General features: G+C 64.3%; 12 protein-coding genes. 5 read left to right on the forward strand and 7 right to left on the reverse strand.

Annotated elements, in window-relative coordinates:
- Positions 1-470 precede the first annotated feature (470 nt).
- Together DB354_RS20615 and DB354_RS20620 are read right to left on the reverse strand one after the other, a co-directional pair.
- Positions 471-1,004, reverse strand: coding sequence for a DUF5069 domain-containing protein (locus tag DB354_RS20615; protein ID WP_107837523.1), 534 nt, complete (start codon positions 1,002-1,004; stop codon positions 471-473).
- A 243-nt stretch (positions 1,005-1,247) separates the two neighbouring features.
- Complete coding sequence (locus tag DB354_RS20620) at positions 1,248-3,485, reverse strand: RNB domain-containing ribonuclease (RefSeq protein WP_107837524.1); 2,238 nt, start codon at positions 3,483-3,485, stop codon at positions 1,248-1,250.
- 78 nt (positions 3,486-3,563) lie between these two features.
- On the opposite strand from DB354_RS20620, the gene glgA reads away from it, so the two are divergent.
- Together glgA and DB354_RS20630 are read left to right on the forward strand one after the other, a co-directional pair.
- Positions 3,564-5,006: a glycogen synthase GlgA gene (gene glgA / locus DB354_RS20625; protein WP_107837779.1), complete on the forward strand. Its 1,443-nt coding sequence runs from the start codon at positions 3,564-3,566 to the stop codon at positions 5,004-5,006.
- A 185-nt stretch (positions 5,007-5,191) separates the two neighbouring features.
- Positions 5,192-5,599, forward strand: a complete 408-nt coding sequence (locus DB354_RS20630; protein WP_107837525.1) for a response regulator — start codon at positions 5,192-5,194, stop codon at positions 5,597-5,599.
- Positions 5,600-5,705: 106 nt separating this feature from the next.
- Here the strand turns inward: DB354_RS20630 and DB354_RS20635 are convergent, their stop codons facing one another.
- Positions 5,706-8,942, reverse strand: a complete 3,237-nt coding sequence (locus DB354_RS20635) for a TonB-dependent receptor plug domain-containing protein (protein WP_158277640.1) — start codon at positions 8,940-8,942, stop codon at positions 5,706-5,708.
- Positions 8,943-9,256: 314 nt separating this feature from the next.
- Complete coding sequence (locus tag DB354_RS20640) at positions 9,257-11,521, reverse strand: tetratricopeptide repeat protein (RefSeq protein WP_158277641.1); 2,265 nt, start codon at positions 11,519-11,521, stop codon at positions 9,257-9,259.
- 287 nt (positions 11,522-11,808) lie between these two features.
- Between DB354_RS20640 and DB354_RS20645 the strand changes: the two genes are divergently transcribed.
- Positions 11,809-12,876 carry a LacI family DNA-binding transcriptional regulator gene (locus tag DB354_RS20645; RefSeq protein ID WP_107837528.1) on the forward strand — a complete coding sequence of 356 codons (1,068 nt, stop codon included), beginning with the start codon at positions 11,809-11,811 and terminating at the stop codon, positions 12,874-12,876.
- A 57-nt stretch (positions 12,877-12,933) separates the two neighbouring features.
- Here DB354_RS20645 and DB354_RS20650 read toward each other — a convergent pair whose 3' ends face one another.
- Positions 12,934-15,057: a hypothetical protein gene (locus DB354_RS20650; RefSeq protein ID WP_107837529.1), complete on the reverse strand. Its 2,124-nt coding sequence runs from the start codon at positions 15,055-15,057 to the stop codon at positions 12,934-12,936.
- Between the two features lie 351 nt (positions 15,058-15,408).
- Between DB354_RS20650 and DB354_RS20655 the strand changes: the two genes are divergently transcribed.
- On the forward strand, positions 15,409-16,101 hold the full coding sequence (locus tag DB354_RS20655) for an ERCC4 domain-containing protein (RefSeq protein ID WP_107837530.1): 693 nt from the start codon (positions 15,409-15,411) through the stop codon (positions 16,099-16,101).
- A 175-nt stretch (positions 16,102-16,276) separates the two neighbouring features.
- On the opposite strand, the gene DB354_RS20660 is transcribed toward DB354_RS20655, so the two are convergent.
- Together DB354_RS20660 and DB354_RS20665 are read right to left on the reverse strand one after the other, a co-directional pair.
- Positions 16,277-17,371, reverse strand: a complete 1,095-nt coding sequence (locus DB354_RS20660) for an Ldh family oxidoreductase (RefSeq protein ID WP_107837531.1) — start codon at positions 17,369-17,371, stop codon at positions 16,277-16,279.
- A 120-nt stretch (positions 17,372-17,491) separates the two neighbouring features.
- Entirely contained in the window at positions 17,492-18,472 is a 981-nt protein-coding gene (locus DB354_RS20665) for a phosphoglycerate dehydrogenase (protein WP_107837532.1), read from the reverse strand.
- A 172-nt stretch (positions 18,473-18,644) separates the two neighbouring features.
- On the opposite strand from DB354_RS20665, the gene DB354_RS20670 reads away from it, so the two are divergent.
- On the forward strand, positions 18,645-20,081 hold the full coding sequence (locus tag DB354_RS20670; protein ID WP_107837533.1) for an FAD-linked oxidase C-terminal domain-containing protein: 1,437 nt from the start codon (positions 18,645-18,647) through the stop codon (positions 20,079-20,081).
- Positions 20,082-20,257 lie beyond the last annotated feature (176 nt).

A 20,257-nucleotide genomic window follows, 5' to 3' on the forward strand; every position in this document is an offset into this window, starting at 1 on the left:
TGGCGGTCAAACGCGAGCCGGAGGCGCCTCGCGTTTGGCCGACAGCCCGCGAAGTCCAAGCAGGACATGGGGGCGCGCTGAACGGCGCGCGCGACGTTGGCAGATTGCGGGTTTGAAGGTTGCAGGTTCCGAACCGCAGAGGGGGAGAACCGCGAAAGGCGCGAAGCGGCGCGAAAACCTGGGGTGGGCGGGCGCGCGCGACGTGGGCAGGTTGCAGGTTCCGAGCCACGGAAGGCCGGGAGGTGGAACCGCGAAAAGCGCGAAGGGACGCGAAAACGGGAGGCTTTCCGGGGCGGAGTTCCAGGTCGGAACGCAGATCGTAAGACGTTGCCGGCGGGGAAACCGTGCAGGTGGGAAAGCTGGCAGATTGCAGGCGCAAACCGCGGAGGGTTGGAGACCGCGAAAGGCGGGCGCGAAACGGGAGGCTTTCCGCCTAAAGCTTACTGCTTACCGCCTCGAGCGCGCGCCGATCAGGCGCGCGTGGCGGTGCGCTTCACGACCCAGTCGGTGATGGCGGCGTTGTTGAATTCGGCGCGCCAGATGAGGGCCAGAAATTCGGCCGGGTAGATGTCGTGCTCCTTGAAAAACTTCCGGTCGCCGCCGCAGCAGAACATCAGGGAGGCGGGCAGCTCGCCGCGCAGCTTGGCGCGGGCCTTCGGGATGATGCGGGGCAGCCACTCGATGCCACGGGTGGTCTCGGTTTTGGCGGGCAGGGCGTTCTCGTCGAGGACGGTGGTCGAGGGCTGGCCGTGTTGGACGTTGAGGAAGTAGTCGCGACGGATCAGCTCGATCGAGAGCGCGATGTCGAAGCCGGGCTCACCGTTGTACTTATTGTGGTCCTCCGCGTAGTCGAACACGTGCTGGGCGGTGATCCCGTTGTCCCGCAGGAACGCCAACTCGTCGGCCGAGAACATGGTGAGCGGGTCACGATGGCCGGCCAAGTGGCGCGTGACGGCCTGGTTGTACAGCGCGTGGAAGCGCGCAGCAAAGTCGTAGTGCTTCATGGGTCGTTGTGCGGGACAGGAACGGGAAAGAAAGGAGCCCGGCTGGGTGCTTTGCAAATCCTCTCGATAAGAATCATTACTCATCGAGCCGGGCGTGGCCGTTCCTGGTCATGATCTTGCCTGCGGCCTGACGCGTGACGCGGCGGCGCGTTGCGCACAGAAGCTGGCGCAAGGGGGTTGCGCGAAGGGGCGGCCCCATGGACGGGAGCGATGCACGCGAACGTGTGGGGCGCGCGAGGCGGCTCAGGCGGGGCGAAAATCGATGAGCCGCTTGAAGCGGTCGACGCGATCGACGACGACAGGGAGGCGGCCGTTGAGCTCGAACTTGAGCTTGGTTCGGCGACCGGAGAGCTGGGTGCCGGCCTGATTGAGAACGTAGTAATCGTCGGGCAGGACGGACGTGGAGATGAAGCCGAACGTCATCGACTCGGTGAGCTCGATGAAGAGGCCGTTGCGGCGGACGTCGGTGATGATGGCGTCGAAGCGCGTGCGCGGCTTGCGCTGGGTTTCGCGCTCGAAGAATTCGAGCAGCTTGATCTTCACGCTCTCGCGCTCGGCCTCGGCGCTGTTGATTTCGGCGAGGCTGAGGTGTTCGCCCATGCTTTCGAGCTGGGAGAGCGAGTAGCCGGCGCGGTCGGGCGAGGCGGGGTAGCCCTGATGCTTGACCAGGTAGTGGTCGAACACGCGGTGGACGACGAGGTCGGCGTAGCGGCGAATCGGAGACGTGAAATGCGTGTAGTCCTTCTTGTTGAGTCCGAAGTGGCCATCGGGAGACGCCCGGTAGGCGGCCTTCTTGAGGCTGCGGAGGAGCTGGGTGCGGAGCGTGTAGCCCTGCGGGTGGTCGCGGAGGAGGTCGAGAACCTTGACCAACTCGGGGCGGCGGGTGAGGTCGCCGACCCGCACGTTGAAGGTTTCGAGGGTCTCGCGGTATTCGCCGAGTTTTTCTGGATCGGGCTCGTCGTGAACGCGGTAGAGGGACGGCATTCGGTGCGTGCGCGTGAGACGGGCAACGGCCTCGTTGGCGGCGAGCATGAACTCCTCGATGAGCTGGTGGCTCTCGTCGTGTTCGATCTTCTCGAGCCGGTCGGCGTAGCCCTTTTCGTCGACGAAAATTTTCGTCTCGGGCATGTCGAGATCGAGGCTGCCGTGGGCCATGCGGTCGCGGCGCAGGCGGGAGGCGATGCGCCAGAGCGTGCGGATCCAGGACTGAAGGTCGGTGAGTTCGCGCTGACTCAGGTCGCGGAGGGCGCGACCGGTGGAGCCCGTCTGGTGCTTGGCGGGGAGGGGGAGGGCGCGGACGCGGTTGAGATCGTTCTCGAAGAGGAGGGCGAACGCCTGCTTGTAGGTGAGCCGCTTGCGGGAACGGATGACGGTGTTGGCGCAGGCGGTGTGCTGGAGGGCGCCGTTGCGGGCGAACGTCAGGAAGACGGCTTTGCAGAGCCGGTCCTGGCCCTCGACGAGGGAGCAAAGCCCGTTGGAGAGCTTTTCCGGCAGCATCGGGATGACGGTGCCGACGAGGTAGGTGGAGTTGCCGCGGCGCTGGGCTTCGCGGTCGAGGGCGGTGCCGGAGCGGACGTAGGCGGAGACGTCGGCGATGTGGATGCCGACGCGGGTCTCGCCCTCGCCGAGGGCTTCGATGGAAAGCGCGTCGTCGAAGTCCTTGGCGTCGTCCGGATCGATGGTGAAGGTCGGGACCTCGCGGTAGTCGAGCCGGTTGACGAGCTCGCGCGGGAGGACGCGCTCGGGAAGGGTGGCGGCCTCGCGTTCCACGGTTTCGGGGAACTTTGGGTCGAGGTTGAACTTCTCGAAGACGCCGAGGAGTTCGGCGCGGGGCTCGTGGGTGCGGCCGAGCCGTTCGGTGACGGTGCCGGTGAGCGGGTCGGTGCGACGCTTCCACTCGTTGAGGGCGACGACGACCTTGTCGCCGGGGGCGGGCACGGGCTTGAGGCCGGCGCGGGCGGGATCGGCGACGAGAATCTCGCGGAAGTAGCGGGGATCGTCGGGCTGGACGATGAACTGGCGGCCCTGGCGCTGGAGGTTGCCGACGATGGTGGCGCGGCCGCGGGCGAGGACGCGGATCACGCGACCGGCGGTCTCGCCGGGGCGGCGCGTGGCGACGCCGGGAAGGATGCGGGCGACGACGCGGTCGCCGTGGAGGGCAACGTCGGTCTCATCGGGCGCGATCTGCAGGGAATCTACGTCGTTGGTATTGGTGCCGGTGACGTTGTCGGGGAGGACGACGGCGGAGCCGCCGGCGCGGAAGATGATCCGGCCGGTGATCTCGCCCTCGGAGCCGCGGAGTTGGAGCCGGTCACCCTGGACGCGGACGAGCTGGCCGCCGGAGACGAGGCGGCGGATTTCCTGGCCGAGGACGGCGCGCTGCTTTTTCGGGACGCCGAGGCGGCGGGCGAGCTCGAATTCGTTGGCGGGGGTGTAGGTCGGTTGCTCGAGAAGCTCGAGCACGCGTTCGCGTAAAGTCATGATGTGAGGAGGGGAGCTGAAGTGGGAAAACTGCTTTCCGAGTTGGCGTTACGAAAGATGGCCGTCAACTTGTGCGCGATGAAAATCGTCCACGCGGCCAGTGAGTTGTTCCCCTACATGAAAACCGGAGGACTGGCGGATGCGGTGGGGGCGTTGAGCGGTTCGCTGGCGGACAACGGTCATGAAGTGTCGGTTTTTCTGCCGGGATATCGGGCGGTGCTGGAGCACAAGGACGCGCTCGGCGCGGAGCGGAAGCTGCGGCTGAAAATTGAAATGGGGCCGGCGTATTTGTCCGGCGATGTGCGAGTGTTTTCGCCGCGGAAGAACCTGAACGTGTATCTGATCTGCCGCGAGGAATACTTTGACCGCCGCGGGGCGTACGGGAATGGCGAGCGGGACTACGAGGACAACGCGGATCGGTTTATCTTCTTCTGCAAAGGCGTCGTGGAAACGTTACGGCTGGCGGAGCTGCAGGCGGACATTGTGCACAGCCACGACTGGCAGGCGGCGCTGTTGCCGCTGTTGCTGCGCGAAGCGGAGCGGCGGCAGCACCTGACGCTGGCGCTGAAGACGATCTTCACGATCCACAACATCGCGTTTCAGGGCGTGTTTCCGGCGAAGGTCTTTGCGCGGACGAACCTGCCCGATGAACTCTTCCACATCGACGGCCTGGAGTACTACTCACAGATCAACCTGATGAAGGGCGGCATCCTTTTCGCGGACCGGGTGACGACGGTGAGCCCGCGATATGCGAAGGAGATCCAGACGGCGGAGTTTGGCTGCGGGCTGGAAGGCGTGGTGCAGACGCGCACGGACGATCTTGTGGGCTTGTTGAACGGCGTGGACACGGCGATCTGGAATCCGGCGACGGATGCGCTGCTGCCGGCGCGCTACTCGCAGACGAACATGTCGGGCAAGCAGGTGTGCCGGGCCGAGCTGCTGAAGCGGGCGGGATTCGCGCCGGACTTCAAGGGTCCGGTCTTCGGCATCGTCTGCCGGCTGACGGAGCAGAAGGGCGTGGATCTGCTGCTGGCGAACCGGGACTTCTTCCTGAAGCAGGACTGCAGGCTGGTGGTGCTGGGATCGGGCGACAAGCGGATGGAGACCGAGCTCGAGGAACTAGCGGCGGCGACGCCGAAGAAGGTGGCTTTGTCGTCGAAGCACGACGAGTCGATGAGCCACCTGATCGAGGCGGGGGCAGACTTCTTTCTGATGCCTTCGCTGTTCGAGCCGTGCGGGCTGAATCAGATGTATTCGCAGGTCTATGGCACGATCCCGGTGGTGAGCCGGGTGGGCGGCTTGGCGGACACGGTGATCGACGCGGATGAGCACGCGGATGTTGGAACGGGGATCATGTGCGAGCCGACGGTGGCGAGCCTGCGGCAGGCGTTGCACCGGGCGTTGCGGCTATATGCAGACAAGCCGCGCTTGGCGGCGGTGCAGAAGCACGGGATGGCGCGTGATTTCAGCTGGAAGGCCGCATCGGGTGCGTACGAGCGTTTATATGAAGAGGCAATGTAAGCCGCAGCAGGATAGAGGCTAACAACTTTACTAAGTTTTAGCAGAATCCCGCTCGTAAACGGCGGCGGAGACGAAATCGTTGGGCGCAATTCGCCATCGGCGCCCGGCCACGGGCTTCGGAAGCGGGTTGCCCCTTTTCCCCGGAACATGGGATTCGACCGCGCGGTAGACTTCCCCGTCCCTAAATGAAGCCACTTTCCATTCTCGTCGTAGATGATCTCGATGCCACGCGTGACGTGGTGATCCGGTGTCTGGAGTCCCGAGGCCACCACGTGACGGCCGCGGCGGGAGGGCTGCAGGCCATGAAGCTCCTGGAATCGCGGGTCTTTGACCTGGTGATCACGGACGTGGTGATGCCGGATGCGGACGGCGTGCAGGTGATCATGGCGGCGCGGAAGGCGAAGAAAGGGACGCACGTGATCGTGATGTCGGGCGGAGGAGACTTTTTCACGGCCGAGCAATTGCTGGCCATGGGCGGAACGCTGGGGGCGGAGGCGCAACTGCCGAAGCCCTTCACGGTGCGCCAGCTGATCGACACGGTGCAGCGGGTGACGGGATGTGGACAAGAGCAAGCACCGCCATCTTTTGTATAAAGTCTGACCGGATCACGTCCGACTCTCACGGCAGTCCGGAGAGAACAGAGCATGAAAAAGCCCCCGCCAGAGGGACGGGGGCTTGTCTCGAACGAAATGCCAACGATCAAAGATCGAACTTCGCGCTGAGAATAAACTGACGTGGGTCGATGATGCGGTAGGCCCATGGAGTGCCGTCAGGGTTGATGGCAACGGCCTGGAGGCGACCGTTTTCGAAGACGTTGTTCACGTTCAACTGCAGCGTGCAACGGACCTTGCCGCGGAAGAAGTTCAGGCGGTATTTCGTCCAGAGGTCACAGTAGGTATTGCCGCTCTGCCACACCGGCTTGTTTGGATCGTACTGGCGAACAATCCCGTCGGAGTCCGCCGCCCCGGCGAGATAGCCGATGGAGGCTTTGTCTTCCCAGCGGACCGAGCCACCAATATCGATGGGTTTGATCCAGCGGTTTTCCGAAATCGCGGCCAAGCTGAAGCTCGTCAGATAGGAGAGGTGGTACTCACGCGTTTGCGTGCGGCGTTTACCTTGAAGGGCGATCGCGAGTTTGAGGTTCGCATTGACATTATTCGTATAAAAATCGCGCGGTATCGTGCCGTTCGACCACGCAGTCGTCCACCAAAGTTCGCCGCTGACGGGATCTTTGATGGTCGTCCAGGTAGCCCAGCGGCTATTGATGTAGTCCTGGACGGCGGGCGACATCTGGCCGTTAATGGGCGTTTCTTTTGAGCCTGTCAGCTTCATGCGCCAGTAACGCGTGGGATTGTAGGTTATCTCGATTTCTTTGCCGCGCGAGTATGAGTCGCTCGCATCGCCGTGGCCACTATTGATATGGCTGCGGAGAAAGGCGTAATCGGCCCCCGTGTCCTTAAGCGATTGCGCCTCCAACTGAGCGTCAGTCCAGTCCGCATGCAGGGTTCGTAGTTGGGTAATATACCAATCGGTCAGGCCGGGATCGCCGGAAGAGCTCCGCCGATCCATACGCATTGCGCGTTGGACGATGGTATTCAGCTCACTGGTCGCACGGCCGATGTCGACGGTCTCGTACTGTTTTGCCGTGATCGTGAGCTTGTCGTCGAAAAGATGCAGCGAGAAACCATAGTCCTTCGACTTACCCTTCGGATCGGGCAGTGGCTGCCCCCACACGTCGTAGGTGGTCGACCCGGGACTGAAGCTATTCGATTGATTATAGCTGAGATCGAGCCAGCGGAACGGCTTCACGACGACACCCTCGTTGTGGGTTTGGCCTTTGCGCATCACCCAATTGTTCGCCGTATAGCGGTACAATGGGGTCATGTCGTAATAGCCATCGGTCGCGGCGGTGGGACTAATCGCTGTGTCCGCCTCGCGAGTGCGGTTGGAATCACGCCGGTATCCTACGAGGGGAATGATCCGGTCCTGAAAGAAATATCCCTGCCACACGCCGCCAGACGTACCGAGTATGCGTTTGGTCGGACGATTGGCGCGGTAATACAAATCGTATGTCGTGGATTCTGTTACCCACTGGCCGGTAACGGCATTATAATAACGAAGCGGCAGGGAGTATGGGGCGGCCAGGTTGGCGGCGGGAGCGCTGTCGACATTCTGGCCGTTGGCGTCACCGACATAATAGCGAGCATACGTCTTGTACGCGTTCGCATTGCGGCTGGTCACGGTGCCCATCCACGCACTGGTCGAGACAGCCGCGTCTTGATAACCAAGACTGCCGCCTTGGTTACCGCGATATTCGGCGAAGCCGGTGAAGCGGTTCTTTCCGAGCCACCGCAGCCAACTCCTTTCATGGCTCAGGTCGAGCTGATAAGCGAGCGTCGCACGATAGCTCTCCGTATTGTTGCGACTCAAAGTCGTACTTGGTGAATAGCCCATCAAGTAAGTGCGCAGGAAATAGGGATTACGCGTGCCATCGAGCCGTGTCTCGTTGACATCGATGTAGGGCGCCAGGGCCGAGCCACCTGTGCCAAGAAAGCGGCGATCATAGGTCGAGATGCGTTCGTACAACCAGGCTGCCTGTGCCGCGAGCGAGTTGCGCGCCGTATTCAGGATGACCTGCTCGATCTGGCCCTGTGACGTTTCGCCGCTTACTCGTTGAAAATTGGGTGCCTGGAGATTTACCGATGTCCAGTCGTAGATGCTCTTGTCGCTAACGCCGAGCGGTTGGTAAAGCGGGTAAGCGGAGGAGTTTCTGAGGTAGTAATTGCCGCTGTACAGCAAGCGCGCGGTCCCGGCGGTATTCGCTGGACCCGTTCCGGTACTGCCGGGCATGCGGGCGATTTCCAGCATGCCGATGGAGCCGTCCGGATTAATATAGTTGTTTGGCGTGCCTTGGAAACTAGAGTCGCTGACGGCCAAGCCATACGGCAGCATGGTGGATTCCTTCGCGGTTGTCACCCCAGTGATCGCCGTTCCATTGGCGAGGTGGACCGTCTGATTGACGGGATCCCAAGTCGGTTTGCCGCTGTTTACCCAGTCAGAGACCATGTCACGCGGGGTGATTGAGTTCGGCCGATTATTGGTATTCCGGTACGACTCGAAGCTTGCGTATATGGATGTATTGCGGAATGGGCGATACGTCATTGCGGCCTCCAGACGACGGGTGATATCATCCGATGGCTTGCGGACGTAACCCTTATCCTCGTACAGCCCATAGATGCGGACTGCGAGTTTGTTGCGAATGAGAACTCGATTGATGTCAAAATTGCCGCGATAGCCGTCGTAACTATCTCCACGCGTAGCGAAGGAAGTAACATCGCGCGTCGTGTTCGCGTGGCCTTTGATGATGTTGATACCACCGCCGGTGTTGCCGAGGCCGAATACAGTCGAATTAGGACCGCGGGAAATCTCGATCGACTCGACGTCATAAGTATCGAGCGGCAGACTCACTCCAAACCCGTTCAGCGCGATATTGGCCGAGGTGAGGCCACGCATGCGCGTCGACCCGGCGGGGTCGGATGCGACCTTGTCCGTGACAACACCGCGGTCGACGGTGAAGTTTGTCCACTGTGAGGTGCCTTCTGTACTGAGTTCGTATTTGAAGATGTCGTTGATGTCGGTCGAAGCCGTGTCCTCGATCTGCTGCTTCGTCACGACGGAGAGCGATGCCGCAAGATCGGACAGATTAGTGTTCAGGCGCGTGCCGGACACTGCCGTGGTGGCTTGATAGCCGCGGTCACGTGTCTCGGTGACTTGGAAGGGAGAAAGCTCGATGACGTCTTCCTTCCGGGCAGCACTGCCTGCCGCGACTGGTTCGGTCGTTACGGACTGGGCGCGCAGAAGCGGATTCGCGATTGCCAGTGTGGCGAGCGGTAGCCACAGCAAGGTGCGCGATGACACGAGATGTTGAGGTTTCATGGTTGTAGACAGAGGAGGTTCGCTGCCGTCGGCGTTCCCGGGGGCGGGGCGACTTGGGGTAGGCGTCTGGACGGCGGGCACCGAAAGCATGGTCAAGGTACGTTCCGCGATTTTCTGATCGACGCCGACGGATTCGTTCCGTCCGAATTCTCAGACGTTTCCTGTCGGCCAGCGGTGAATCTGGGGCAGGCAAGGGCGAACAACTCGGGCCTAGTTCCGCACCGTCGCGGTGTGGCCCGGGACGTACCCGCTAACGAGGCGACTGGCCGCTCAGCAGCGGGCGGTACGCAAGCCGCAGTATGATAATCGCTTGTTCAGGGATCGCCGAGTTGGGCCCGCGCGCGGTTGAGTTTGTCGCGGGCATCCGCGAAATCCGGGGCCAGCCGTACGGCCGCTGCGAAGTGCTCTTTCGCGTCTCGTATGCGCCCGCTGCGTGCCAAAGCTAGTCCGAGGTTGTAGTGCGCGTTCGCGTTGTCGGGCCGCAACTTCAAGCCCTCTTCGTATTGCGTGACCGCAGAGGGAAGCTCGTTGAGCGCCAGGTAGGTGTTGCCCAAGTTGTTGTACGCTTCGGCGTAAGCCGGCCGCGCGCGCAGCGCCGCCTGATAGTGCGGGATGGCATCGCGGTAGCGGCTGAGCTTGGCGAGCGCCGTCGCATACCCGTAGTGCGCGTCGGCGTGATCGGGCCGCAACCGGAGGACGACTTCGTATTCGGACAGCGCCTCAGTGACGTGATCGTGACTGGCGAGAAAATTCGCCCAGCTCAGGTGTGGGCCGGGGTCGTTCGGCCGGAGTGCCGCTCCGCTCGCGAACATTGCCAATGCCTCCTCGTGCCGTCCAGCGCGCATCAGCGCCGCAGCGAGGTTGAACGACGCTTGGCAGGTCGGATCGAGCGCTAGCGCCACGCGCAGTTCCTTCATCCCTTCCTCGAGCCGCCCCGCCCGCGCGAGTGCATCGCCGTAGTCGTCGTGCGCTGCCGCCAGCATCGGATTCAGCGCCACGGCCAGCGCATAGTGGGGCAGCGCTTCCTGGGAACGGCCGAGGAGATCCAGCGTGACCCCGAGGTTAATGTGCACTTGCGCATTGCGCGGATTGAGCCGGGCAGCGCGCTCGAGATAGGGAATTCCCTCGGCGGGTTTGCCGTCTTCCGTAAACGAAAGGCCGAGATTGGAGAGCGACGGCACGTGGTTTGGATTCAGCGCCAGCGCCCGTCTGTACGCCAATACCGCTTCCTTGTTGCGCCCCGCTTCCTTGAGCGCTGCGCCCAGGCCGCCATGAGCGGCGGCGCTGCCCGGCCGCTTGGCGACGGTGTCAGTCCACAGCGAGAGTTCGGTACGGTAGTCGCGGTTCCGTGCGGCGGTGAGCAGCGCGAGCGCGCCTACGGCGATCGCTGCCGCGATGAAGGTTGTCCGCCGATGGAGCGCCAGGGCCGCCGGCACCCCCAATGCCAGCAGCGCAGCCAGCGGCAGGTACATCCGGTGCTCGACGATCATCTGCGTGGTCCCGGGAACGAGCGAGGTCGGCATGAGCACGGCCAGCGCGGCCGCTAATGGCGTCCCGATCCGCGGACGCCGCAGCAGCGCCCAAGCGGTCACCACGAGGAACGCTGTCACGCCCAGAATTGGCGCCACGATACTGGTTACGTCGCGCACGAAGAACACGCCGTAGTCGAACACGAGCGGGTACGGCCAGAACGCGAGCGCCGCATAACGCACCAATGCCGGAAACTGCGTCGCCCCATAGGCAAAGAAGCCGGTGCCCACGTCGAATCCTGCCGAGCCGTTGCGATTGCCGCCCGTACTGACCAGCAGGAGGAGCGCGACGCCCCAAGTCGCAGCCAGCGCAAGATAGAAGCCCCGCCGCGCCCACCAGGCTGCGCCCAGGGAGCCCGCGACGAATGCCCGATCGAGCAGCAGAACGAGCAAGGGCGCGGATACCATGTTCTCCTTTGTGGCCATCCCGAGTGTGCACGAGGCGATGGCGACCGCCTGCCACGCCCGCCGACGCGGCGAATCGACGCTGCGCAAGAAGGCGTATAACGTTCCGAAATAGAAAAGCGTCATCAGCGACTCCGCCCGTTGCACAATGTAGGTCACGGCTTCTGTTTGAAGCGGATGCACTACCCAGAGTGCGGCCACCGCCGTCGCCGTCGGGAGGGCGAGAAGGCGCGGCGCCGCGTTCGCAGGCAGCCAGCCCAACGTGCGCCGTACCAGCCCGAACAGCGTCAATGCCGCGAGAACATGGATGACAAGATTCGTGACGTGGTATCCGCGTACGTCGATTCCCCCGATGGCGTAGTCCACTGCGAACGTGAAATTGAGGATCGGGCGGCCGCTCACTGTCGCGGCATCGCCGGGCGGTGAGAACACGTCGGCAAAGTGACGAATCGACGCATTGTAGAGGATTGACGCCTTATCATCGTACACGAACTCGCCGTGGAAGCTGTTCGCGTAGGCCATGACCGCGACGAGAACGATGCCGCCGATCGCCCATGCCAGTTGCCGCCGACGCGTACCGCCGGCGGTGGAATCGGATTGGCGCCACGGGGTTGCAGCGAGCGAGGGTTTGGCTGCTTCGGGCATCGGGTGAGCGGACAAGCAAGGCGTCGAGCGAAACCGAGTAAACATATTACCACGCATCTGGCGTTCGGCTGATCATGTGCTTCTCACCCGTCCACCACTCTACCGAGCGGTGATGTAACCGAGGATCGACGCGAGCGCATTCGTTCCGTCAGAATATCGCGCGATCGTTTTCCATTTTCGCGCCGTCTAGCACGCCGGACGCCCGTGTCATACGGCTCCCGGTCCGGCGGCCTTTCGCCGAAACCGTCCCCTTCAGCCACGCCAGCTCCGCTTCCATCTCCCCGCCAATGAGCAACGAACCCAGACCGACCATCCGCAGTCTCGCCCGGCAGTTGAATCTCTCCCGGACGTCGGTCTCCGAGGCGCTGCGCAACCATCCGCGGGTGAATGCGGAGACGCGGCAGCGGGTGCAGGCGGCGGCGAGCGCGGCGGGCTACCGGGTCAACCCGCTGGCGAGCTCGATCCTGAGTGAGCTGCGCCGCACCCGGCTGACCGCATTTCACGGCGTGCTGGCGGTGGTGAGCCTGGAGGAGCCGTCACGGCCGCGGTTTCCGGGGCCGTACTGGCGAGACTTGTTGAAGGGCGCGAGCGACCGCGCGCAGGGGCTGGGGTTCATCCTGGAGCGGTTCCTCGTCGGCGAGCAGGGCGTGTCGGTGCACCGCTTGGATACGATCCTGCAATCCCGCGGCATTCGCGGCGTGCTGATCATGCCGGCCTGGGGCCGCCCCGACTTCAGCCATCTGAATTGGGCCAACTACACCGGAGTATACACGGACTACCTGATCGATGCGCCGGCCCTGCACTCGGTTTGCCCCGACCATCCGCGCGCGATGAGCACGGCGATGGGGCAACTGGCGGAGCTCGGCTATAAGCGGCCCGGGCTGGTGCTTCAGGCCCAGGAGAGCCTGCGTCTGCAGCATCGATGGGCGGGGGCATTTCTGGCGGCGGTGCAACTGCGCGACGAGTTTGAGTCGGTGCCGCCGCTGGTCGTCCCGGAGATCACGGCCGACGGTTTCAAGCGCTGGTTCAAGCGGACCCGGCCGGATGTCGTCCTCGGGCACCGGGCGGAGATCGTGGAGTGGATGAGGGAGTGCGGAGCGGACGTGCCGCGCACGCACGGGTTCTGTTGCCTCAACGTGAGCATCAACTCCATCCCCTGCGCCGGCATCGACCAGCAGCCTTACCACATCGGCGTACGCGGCATTGAAACCGTGGTCAGCCAGCTCCATCGGAACGAGTACGGCATCCCGGATGTGCCGTGCAACCTGACGGTGCCCGCGCGCTGGGTGAACGGACCGACGCTGCCGAAGCGTGTCGACGCCCGCCGGGTGAAAAAAGAAGCCGCGGCCAGGTAGCCGCGGCTTGCGTAGAGGACCGGTGGCGCCGCGCATGGGCGGCGTCGATCGTCCGGTTCAGGGCATCTTGTTCAGCCCCTCGGCCTTGACGACCCACTTGCCATCCTGCGGGAAACCGGGGGCGGCGACATCAGGCGCGCCATCCCAGCCTGCGGCCATGAGGCCGACTGCGAGGAGGACGGAGGCGTTGACGGGCAGGTAGGCGGGGCAACCGGCGGGTTCTTTCGGCCGGCGCACGTGGCCGGCGTTCATGAAACGGTTGGTGGGGGTCTTCATCGTGACGATGTGGACCGCGGTCTCGGGCTCGCCGAGGCGGGCGGCAGTGAGGGCGGCCTGGCCAACCTGCCAGCTGCTCCAGTGATCAACGCCGTTGCGGCGGTTTACCTCGTGGAACGTGCGGCGGAGTGTCTCGAGGTCGACGACGTCGACCTTGGGCATGAAGCCGAGGGCCATGAGCATGGAGGTCGGCAGGTTTTTCTCGCGCGCGTAGAGTTCGGGGAAGGTCTCGATCTCAAGGTACTTGCCGTCCTTCACCGGCAGCGGCGTGAGCCGCGCGAGGATGTCGGCCCAGAGCGGCTCGGGCTTGAGACCGAGGCGTTCGCGCCAAGTCTGGGCGACCTTCAGGCCGTAGTACCAGTAGGCGAGCTCAAAGGTGGGGTTGCGGGTTTTGTTCTCACCGGAGTCCTCGCTGACGTTTTTCACCGGAGGTCCGAGCACGTAGCGCTGGGTCTGGGGATCAAGTTGGGCAAACGAGGCGAGGAACCGGGCGGACTCGAAAACGATGTCCTGGTATTTCTGCAGCGTCATGCGATCGGGCCGCGCGCGATAGACGAGTTCGCAGAGCGCGATCGGGTTGGGCTGATTCCAGATGATGAAAGGATTGATCGAACCTGGTGACGGGCGGCCGTCGATGCCGGCCATCTTGGGCCAGCGGGCGCCCTCGAAGCCCTGAGATTTTGCGTCGGCCAGCGCCAGCGGGAGGATCTGCTGGTACCAGGCGAGGCCCTTCTCGAGCAGGTGGGTGCGGCCCCAGACGTAGAACTGCGCCGCGTGCCAGTAGTACATCTCCGAGTTGTGCTTTCCGAACCAGGTGATGTTGGTGAGGCCGTCCTCGGCGGGCGGGAAGGCGCCGGCGTAGTTCACGCGCATCAGGTACTGGGAGAGAATGACGCGACGCTCGAGCTCGGCGGCGCGCGGATCGGTGCTCGCGGAGAGATCGATCATGCCGCCCTGCGTCCAGTAATCGGCCCAGCCCTTGATGCTGGAGGCGTGGATCGACTCGTACGTGCTGCCGGTGTCGCCGGCTGGCGCGGACGGCGTGAAGGCGCAGGTGAAGGAGAGGGTGTCGGTGGCATCGGGCGTGAGCCGGAATTCATGCGGGGCCGTCTCCTCGAGCTTGGCAGCGCCGAGCCAGTTGAGCGTCGTGGCGTAGTGGCTCGCGTCGAGGGTGCGGGCGAGGACGGCGGAATTGGCGCTGCGGTGGGCGATGACGGTCTGGTGTTTGTCGGGCTGGTCCCAGACCAGCGGCGGCTTGTTGCGGCCGCCGGGCTTGTAGGAGTAGGCGAAGCGTACGCGGACGGCCAACTCGCCGCGCCGGGCGAGCGGGGAAATGATGCGAATGCCGACGATGCTCTGGGTGGCGTCCGCAACTGTCTCGACCGTGACGGGCTGGCCCGCGAGCGTGTAGCGGCTGCGCACGAGGCCGGTCCAGAGATTGAGCGTCTGGTCGATGGCACTGATCTCGTCGGGCCGCACGAGCCGGCCCTGGTAGAGCAGGCTGATCTGGCCGAGCGGGATCGGATGGGGGTTCTCGCGGAAATAGGCTCCGGCGGGGCTGTTCTGCTTGCCGGCAAACGGGATCGAGCGGCCGTGGAAATCGTACGATACCATGGCGTCGTTGAGCGTGAGGCCCTCGGGGTTGGGGAACGAGTGCCAGGCCCAGGTGGAGAGCGTCTCGAGCGGGATGCCCTTCTCGTGGTAGAGCGTCTCGAAGGTCTGCAGGCCCGTGGCGTCGACGGTAAAGGCGAAGTCGCCATTGCCAACGCTGAGCGGGCTCTCTGGGTTGACCTCGGTGACGCGGACAGTGTGGCGGCGAACAATACCCTCGCGGTCCAGGGCGGCGGGGCTGGCGAGCGGAGCAAGGAGGCAGGCGGAGGCGAGCAGGAGGAGGCGGCGGTTCATCGGGAGGGAACGGCGGAAATGAAAGCGACGGTCAGCCAGTCGGCTGTCGGCGGGGAAAGTTGCCGCTGGGAAAGACGCGGGCGAATGGCGTAAGTTCAGACGGTCCGAGCGGTTTTCGCGGCGCGAAAACCGACAAAGGGGGCAGGGATGGTAGGGAAAGCTGCGTGGTTGGAAACGGGTGAGCGGCGGAGAGCGGGGAAAGCGAAGGGTGAGAATGGGACACGAGCGGGGCGGATATCGATGAGGGAAGCGATACGGAAGAGGTGGGGCGTGAATGCAGAAACACGATGCGGGGCAGAGAGAACAGTAAAAAAGGATTGGCGGAAAGAAATGGAAACATAGGGTCCTGTCATGAGCGAACATGACGGGAAGGTGCGGGTGGTGGCGGATGATCGGGAGAGGAGAAGCGGAGTATTGGAGGAGCTGGAAGTCCGGGACGATGTGGAGCTGCGCGTTGAGCGGTTGCGGGTGGGCGACTATCTCGTGGCGGGAAGCCATATCGTAGAGCGAAAAACGCTCGGTGATTTCGCGATCTCAGTGGTGGACGGCCGCTGGTTCCGGCAGGTGGCGGCATTGTCGGCGCTCAGATCGCATGGCGAACCGGTTGATTGTGCCGAGGACATGGGCGTGGGCTGCCAACCGGTGGTGATTCTGGAGGGAACGGCGGCGACGATGGGGCAGACAGGCGTCCGGCGTGAGGCCCTGCAGGGGGCGCTGATCACAGGCACGGTGCTGTTCGGGGTTCCCGTGCTGCGATCGCAAGACGCCGCTGAGACCGGGCGCCTGCTGGTGCAATTGGGGCGCCAGGCGATGCGGTGTGCGAGCGGGGTCTTCGAGCGGCACGGCTACCGGCCGAAGGGTCGCCGGGCGCGGCAACTGTTCGTTCTCCAGGGTTTGCCCGGCGTGGGCGTGGAAAGGGCGGAGAAGCTGCTCGATGCGTTTGGGTCGGTGCAGCGGGTGGCGGCGGCGACGGCGGAGGAACTGGCCGCGGTGCCGGGCATGGGCAAAGCGACCGCGGCGCGCATGCGGTGGATATTGGAGTAGAGCGCTTCGGGAGATCGATCTGATGGACGGCCGGCGTGAGCCGGCCGAGAACGAGAACGAGAACGAGAACGAGAACGAGAACGAGAACGAGAACGAGAACGAGAACCTGGAGACGAAAACGCCGGCCCCCCGATTTGAGGGCCGGCGTGGAAAAAAGCGGGACGAGCGATGGAGATCAGACCGCGACCTTGAGGGTCGGGATCTCCCATTTGGGCTGGCGGATCTCGGCGGCGACTTCGTTGAAGGCGTTGATCTCGGCTTCGGAGAAGAGGAGACCGCCGTTGCTCGCGCTGCGGGCGGCGGCCTGGGCTTCCGGCTGGCCGGGGAGCATGCAGGCGTCGTTGCCGTGACCGAGGATGTCGCCGATGACGGCTTTCACGTTCTCGGACTGGTTGCGGCCCTTGGCGAAGGCGCCGGCGTTCATCGCGTCCGGATGCCACACTTGGAAGAAGAAGCAGCACGTGCCCTTGTCATCCCCGACCTTGTCCCAGCGGTTGCGGAGCGTCGGGAGCGAGCCGCCGATGAAGCCGGCGATGAGCTCGTTCATGAGCGAGAGCCCGTAGCCCTTGTGGCCGCCGAAGGGCAGGAGGTATTTCGCCTTGGTCGGATCGGTCGTGGGCGTGCCGTTTTCGTCGACGGCGGCGTTCGGGGGCAACTGCTTGCCTTCACGGGCGAGCTGCTGGACGCGACCCATGGCGACGACGGACGTGGCCCAATCGATCACGATCGGGTAGCCGATCGCGGCGGCGGTCGGGAAGCCCCACGAGTGCGGGTTGGTGCCGAGCGTCGGGTACTTGCCGCCGAATGGCACGACCTCGGAGAGCGCGGCGGTGCAGTTGGTGTAGGCGATGTAGCCGCGGCGGGCGGCCTCCATCACGTAGCCGCCACCCCAGAGGTAATGGAAGGCGTTGTCGACGGAGACCATGCCGACGCCGTAGCGGTCGGCCAGCTTGATGGCGGTCTCGATCGCGGCGTAGCCGGTGGCCTGCCCGAGTTTCCGGTTGGCGTTCCAGACCTGGGCGCCGCGGAAGCGGGTCTTCACCTTTTCGATCTTGGCCTTGGGCTTGCAGCCGCCGGCGCCGGAGCCGAACAGGTGATCGAGGTGGAGTGCCTTGATCGCGTTGTGGGTGCGGATGCCATGGCGGGTGGCTTCGGCACAGAAACGAGCGGCAGCGGCGGCCTCCTGGCCGGAGTAACCACGCTTCTTGTACGCGGCTTCAACGAGCGCGTTGTGCTGCGCTTCAGGGACGACGTAGAAGGTTTCGGACATAAGGGAGGGAAAAGGGAGTGAGGGACTGAGAGAGTGAGGGGCGGACGCGAAGTGCGGACGAACGATGGGAGTGACCCGAACGGAGGGCGGCGGGTGAGTGGACGCGCCGCCCGGAAAGCGTCAGACGACCTTCTTGACGGGAACCTCGGGGTTGACCTGGGCGAGGGGCTTCTCGCCGCGCATGGCGCGGATGAGGTTGGTGACCGCGGCGACGGCTTGGCGCTGGACGCTCTCGTGCGTGCGCGAGCCGATGTGCGGCGTGCAGACGACGTTCGGGAGCTTCAGGAGCGGGTGGTTCGGCGCGGGCGGTTCCTGATCGAGCACGTCGCAGCCGTAGCCGCCGACCTGCCCGGACTTAAGCGCCTCGACCATATCGGAGGTGTGCACGATCTCGCCGCGGGCGCAGTTCAGGATCAGCACGCCCTTCTTCATCTTCGCAATCGACTTCGCGCTGATCATGTCGCGCGTCTCCGGCGTCAGATTGGTGTGCAGCGAAATGTAATCCGACTTCGCGTAGATCTCATCGAGCGAAGCGGCGCGCTGGACGTTGTGCGCGGCGGCGAACTTCTCGTCCCAATAGACGTCGAAGCCGATCGGGCGCATGCCGAAGGCGTTGGCGCGGATGGCGACTTCCTTGCCGATGCGGCCGAGCCCGATGATGCCGATCGTCTTGTCGAGCAACTCGTGGCCCGTCTTGCGCTTCCACGTGTTGGCGCGGGTCGAGTCGGTGTGGAAGAGGAGGTTCTTCTCAAGGGCGAGCAGGAGGAGGAAGGTGTGCTCGGCGACGGTGGTGTGGTTGACGCCCGGCGTGAAGAGCAGGGGCAGGCCGAACTCGGTGCAGGACTTCACGTCGATCTTGTCCACGCCGATGCCGTACTTCGACAGCACCTTGAGCTTGGGGCGGGCCTTCTCGAGGACCTGGCGCGTGATCATGTCGTCGCCGCAGATGTAGCCGTCGACGTCGCCAACGAGCGCCAGCGTGTCGGCCTCGTTCAGCGGGCCGCGGGCGGTGATGACTTCCCAGCCGGTCTCGGCCAGCAACTTATGGTGCTCGCCCGGGGTATCCTGGAAAGAGGTCGTGGTGAGGAGGATTTTTGTCATGGGAGAAAAGCGAAGGCGTCGCTTCTCGCACACGTGTCCGCGTGAAGGAAGGCGAAACTTTGGCAGGAGCCGGCGCGCCGGCCATTTGGCCGGTGGCGTGGCGCCCGACCGCGTGGTGCCCGGGAATTTGCGTTGCCGCGACCGCCCGCTCGGCTAGCCGTGCCTGCTGCGCATGAAGCCGTTTGCCGTCGCCACCGCCCAATTGCTGAAGAAGCTCGGACCGCGCGTTGTCCGCACCGACGAGGACTCGCTGCGCGAGGCTTCATTCGACAGCGCCAAGATTCCCTTTCGTCCCCAGGCCGTGATCAAGGTCCGCAAGGAAGCCGACGTCGGCATCCTGCTCGCGCTGGCGAATCGCCACGGCGTGCCGGTGACGACGCGGGGTCGCGGGACGACGCTGACCGGGGCGGCGACGCCGGTGCGCGGCGGGTGGGTGCTCGACACGCTGGCGCTGAACAAGCTGCGGGTCGACGCGGAGGCGGGACTCCTGCATGCGGGCGCGGGCGCGAAGATCGCGGACATCCAGCGCGCGGCGGCGGCGGCTGGGTGGTTTTATCCGCCGGATCCGTCGTCGAAGGAGTACTGCACGATCGGCGGGAACATCGCCTGCAATGCCGGCGGCATGCACGGCGGCAAGTATGGCGTCACGCGGGATTTTGTCGTGGCACTGCGGGGGTTCCTGCCGACCGGGGAGTTCGTGGAGTGGGGCACGGCGACGAAGAAGTTCTCGGCGGGGTTCAACCTGCGCGACCTGTGGATTGGCAGCGAAGGCATGCTCGGCGTGATCACGGGAGCGGTGCTGAAGCTGATTCCGGCGCCGGCGGACCGGTGGACGCTGCTGACCTCGTTCCGCGACGAGACGGTCGCGCTGCGGGCGGCGCTGGCGCTATTCCGGGCGCGCGTGCAGCCGGCGATCTGCGAGTTCCTGGACCGCGAGAGCGTGCTGTGTGCGGAGCGGGCGACAGGGCGGGACATCTTTGCCGGGCAGGCGGGCCGGCCGGTCATCCTGCTCGAGTTCACCGGATCGGTGTCGGATGTCGCGGAGCAGCGGGAGGCGGCGCTGGCGTGGGCGCAGGAGCAGGCGACGGCGTTTCGCGCGGCGAAGGACCGCGAGGAGGCGGAGCAACTCTGGGCGGTGCGCCGCAAGTGTTCGGGCGCGATGTTCGAGCTCGGTGACGCCAAGCTGAACGAGGACATTGTCGTTCCGATGAAGAACTACGTGCGATTCGCGCAGTTCCTCACACGACTGAAGCGCGAGTCGGGGCTGCACATTCCGACGTTTGGGCATCTCGCCGACGGCAACCTGCACGTGAACATCATGTATCACAAAGCCATCCCGGCGGAGTGCCGGGTGGCGGAGAAGACGGTGCAGAAGCTCATGGAGACGGTGGTCGCGCTGGAGGGCTCGATCTCGGGCGAGCATGGCATCGGTCTCGCGAAGACGCCCTTCCTGCGAATCCAGCATTCGCCGGCGCAGGTGAAGGCGATGAAGGCGGTGAAAGATGCGCTCGATCCCCGCGGCGTGCTGAATCCCGGCAAGATGTTTGAGGTGTTTGAAGTGTGGAAACACCCCCGGCTGGAGGTTCACCTGCCGTGGGATCACAAGTGACCGGGGCAGCGTATTGGTCTTACTCTTACTCTTGATCTTCCTCTTCCTCGTTCTCCCGCTCGTGCTCTCTGAATCAGCGGAGGCGATGGCAGTCTAGCCCGCGCGCGCGAAGCGCGCCTGATGCCGGAGAAAGAGAAAGAGGAAGAGTAAGAGAAAGCTCCAGGCGGCGGACGGGC

It is taken from the genome of Opitutus sp. ER46 (assembly GCF_003054705.1).
In the GTDB taxonomy this organism is placed as follows: domain Bacteria; phylum Verrucomicrobiota; class Verrucomicrobiia; order Opitutales; family Opitutaceae; genus ER46.

Coding starts and splice junctions, on each gene's coding strand:
- DB354_RS20645 (WP_107837528.1), top strand. CDS start 11,809: ATGAGCAACGAACCCAGACCGACCATCCGCAGTCTCGCCCGGCAGTTG.
- DB354_RS20660 (WP_107837531.1), bottom strand. CDS start 17,371: ATGTCCGAAACCTTCTACGTCGTCCCTGAAGCGCAGCACAACGCGCTC.
- glgA (WP_107837779.1), top strand. CDS start 3,564: ATGAAAATCGTCCACGCGGCCAGTGAGTTGTTCCCCTACATGAAAACC.
- DB354_RS20665 (WP_107837532.1), bottom strand. CDS start 18,472: ATGACAAAAATCCTCCTCACCACGACCTCTTTCCAGGATACCCCGGGC.
- DB354_RS20670 (WP_107837533.1), top strand. CDS start 18,645: ATGAAGCCGTTTGCCGTCGCCACCGCCCAATTGCTGAAGAAGCTCGGA.
- DB354_RS20630 (WP_107837525.1), top strand. CDS start 5,192: ATGAAGCCACTTTCCATTCTCGTCGTAGATGATCTCGATGCCACGCGT.
- DB354_RS20620 (WP_107837524.1), bottom strand. CDS start 3,485: ATGACTTTACGCGAACGCGTGCTCGAGCTTCTCGAGCAACCGACCTAC.
- DB354_RS20650 (WP_107837529.1), bottom strand. CDS start 15,057: ATGAACCGCCGCCTCCTCCTGCTCGCCTCCGCCTGCCTCCTTGCTCCG.
- DB354_RS20615 (WP_107837523.1), bottom strand. CDS start 1,004: ATGAAGCACTACGACTTTGCTGCGCGCTTCCACGCGCTGTACAACCAG.
- DB354_RS20655 (WP_107837530.1), top strand. CDS start 15,409: ATGAGCGAACATGACGGGAAGGTGCGGGTGGTGGCGGATGATCGGGAG.
- DB354_RS20635 (WP_158277640.1), bottom strand. CDS start 8,942: ATGAAACCTCAACATCTCGTGTCATCGCGCACCTTGCTGTGGCTACCG.
- DB354_RS20640 (WP_158277641.1), bottom strand. CDS start 11,521: ATGCCCGAAGCAGCCAAACCCTCGCTCGCTGCAACCCCGTGGCGCCAA.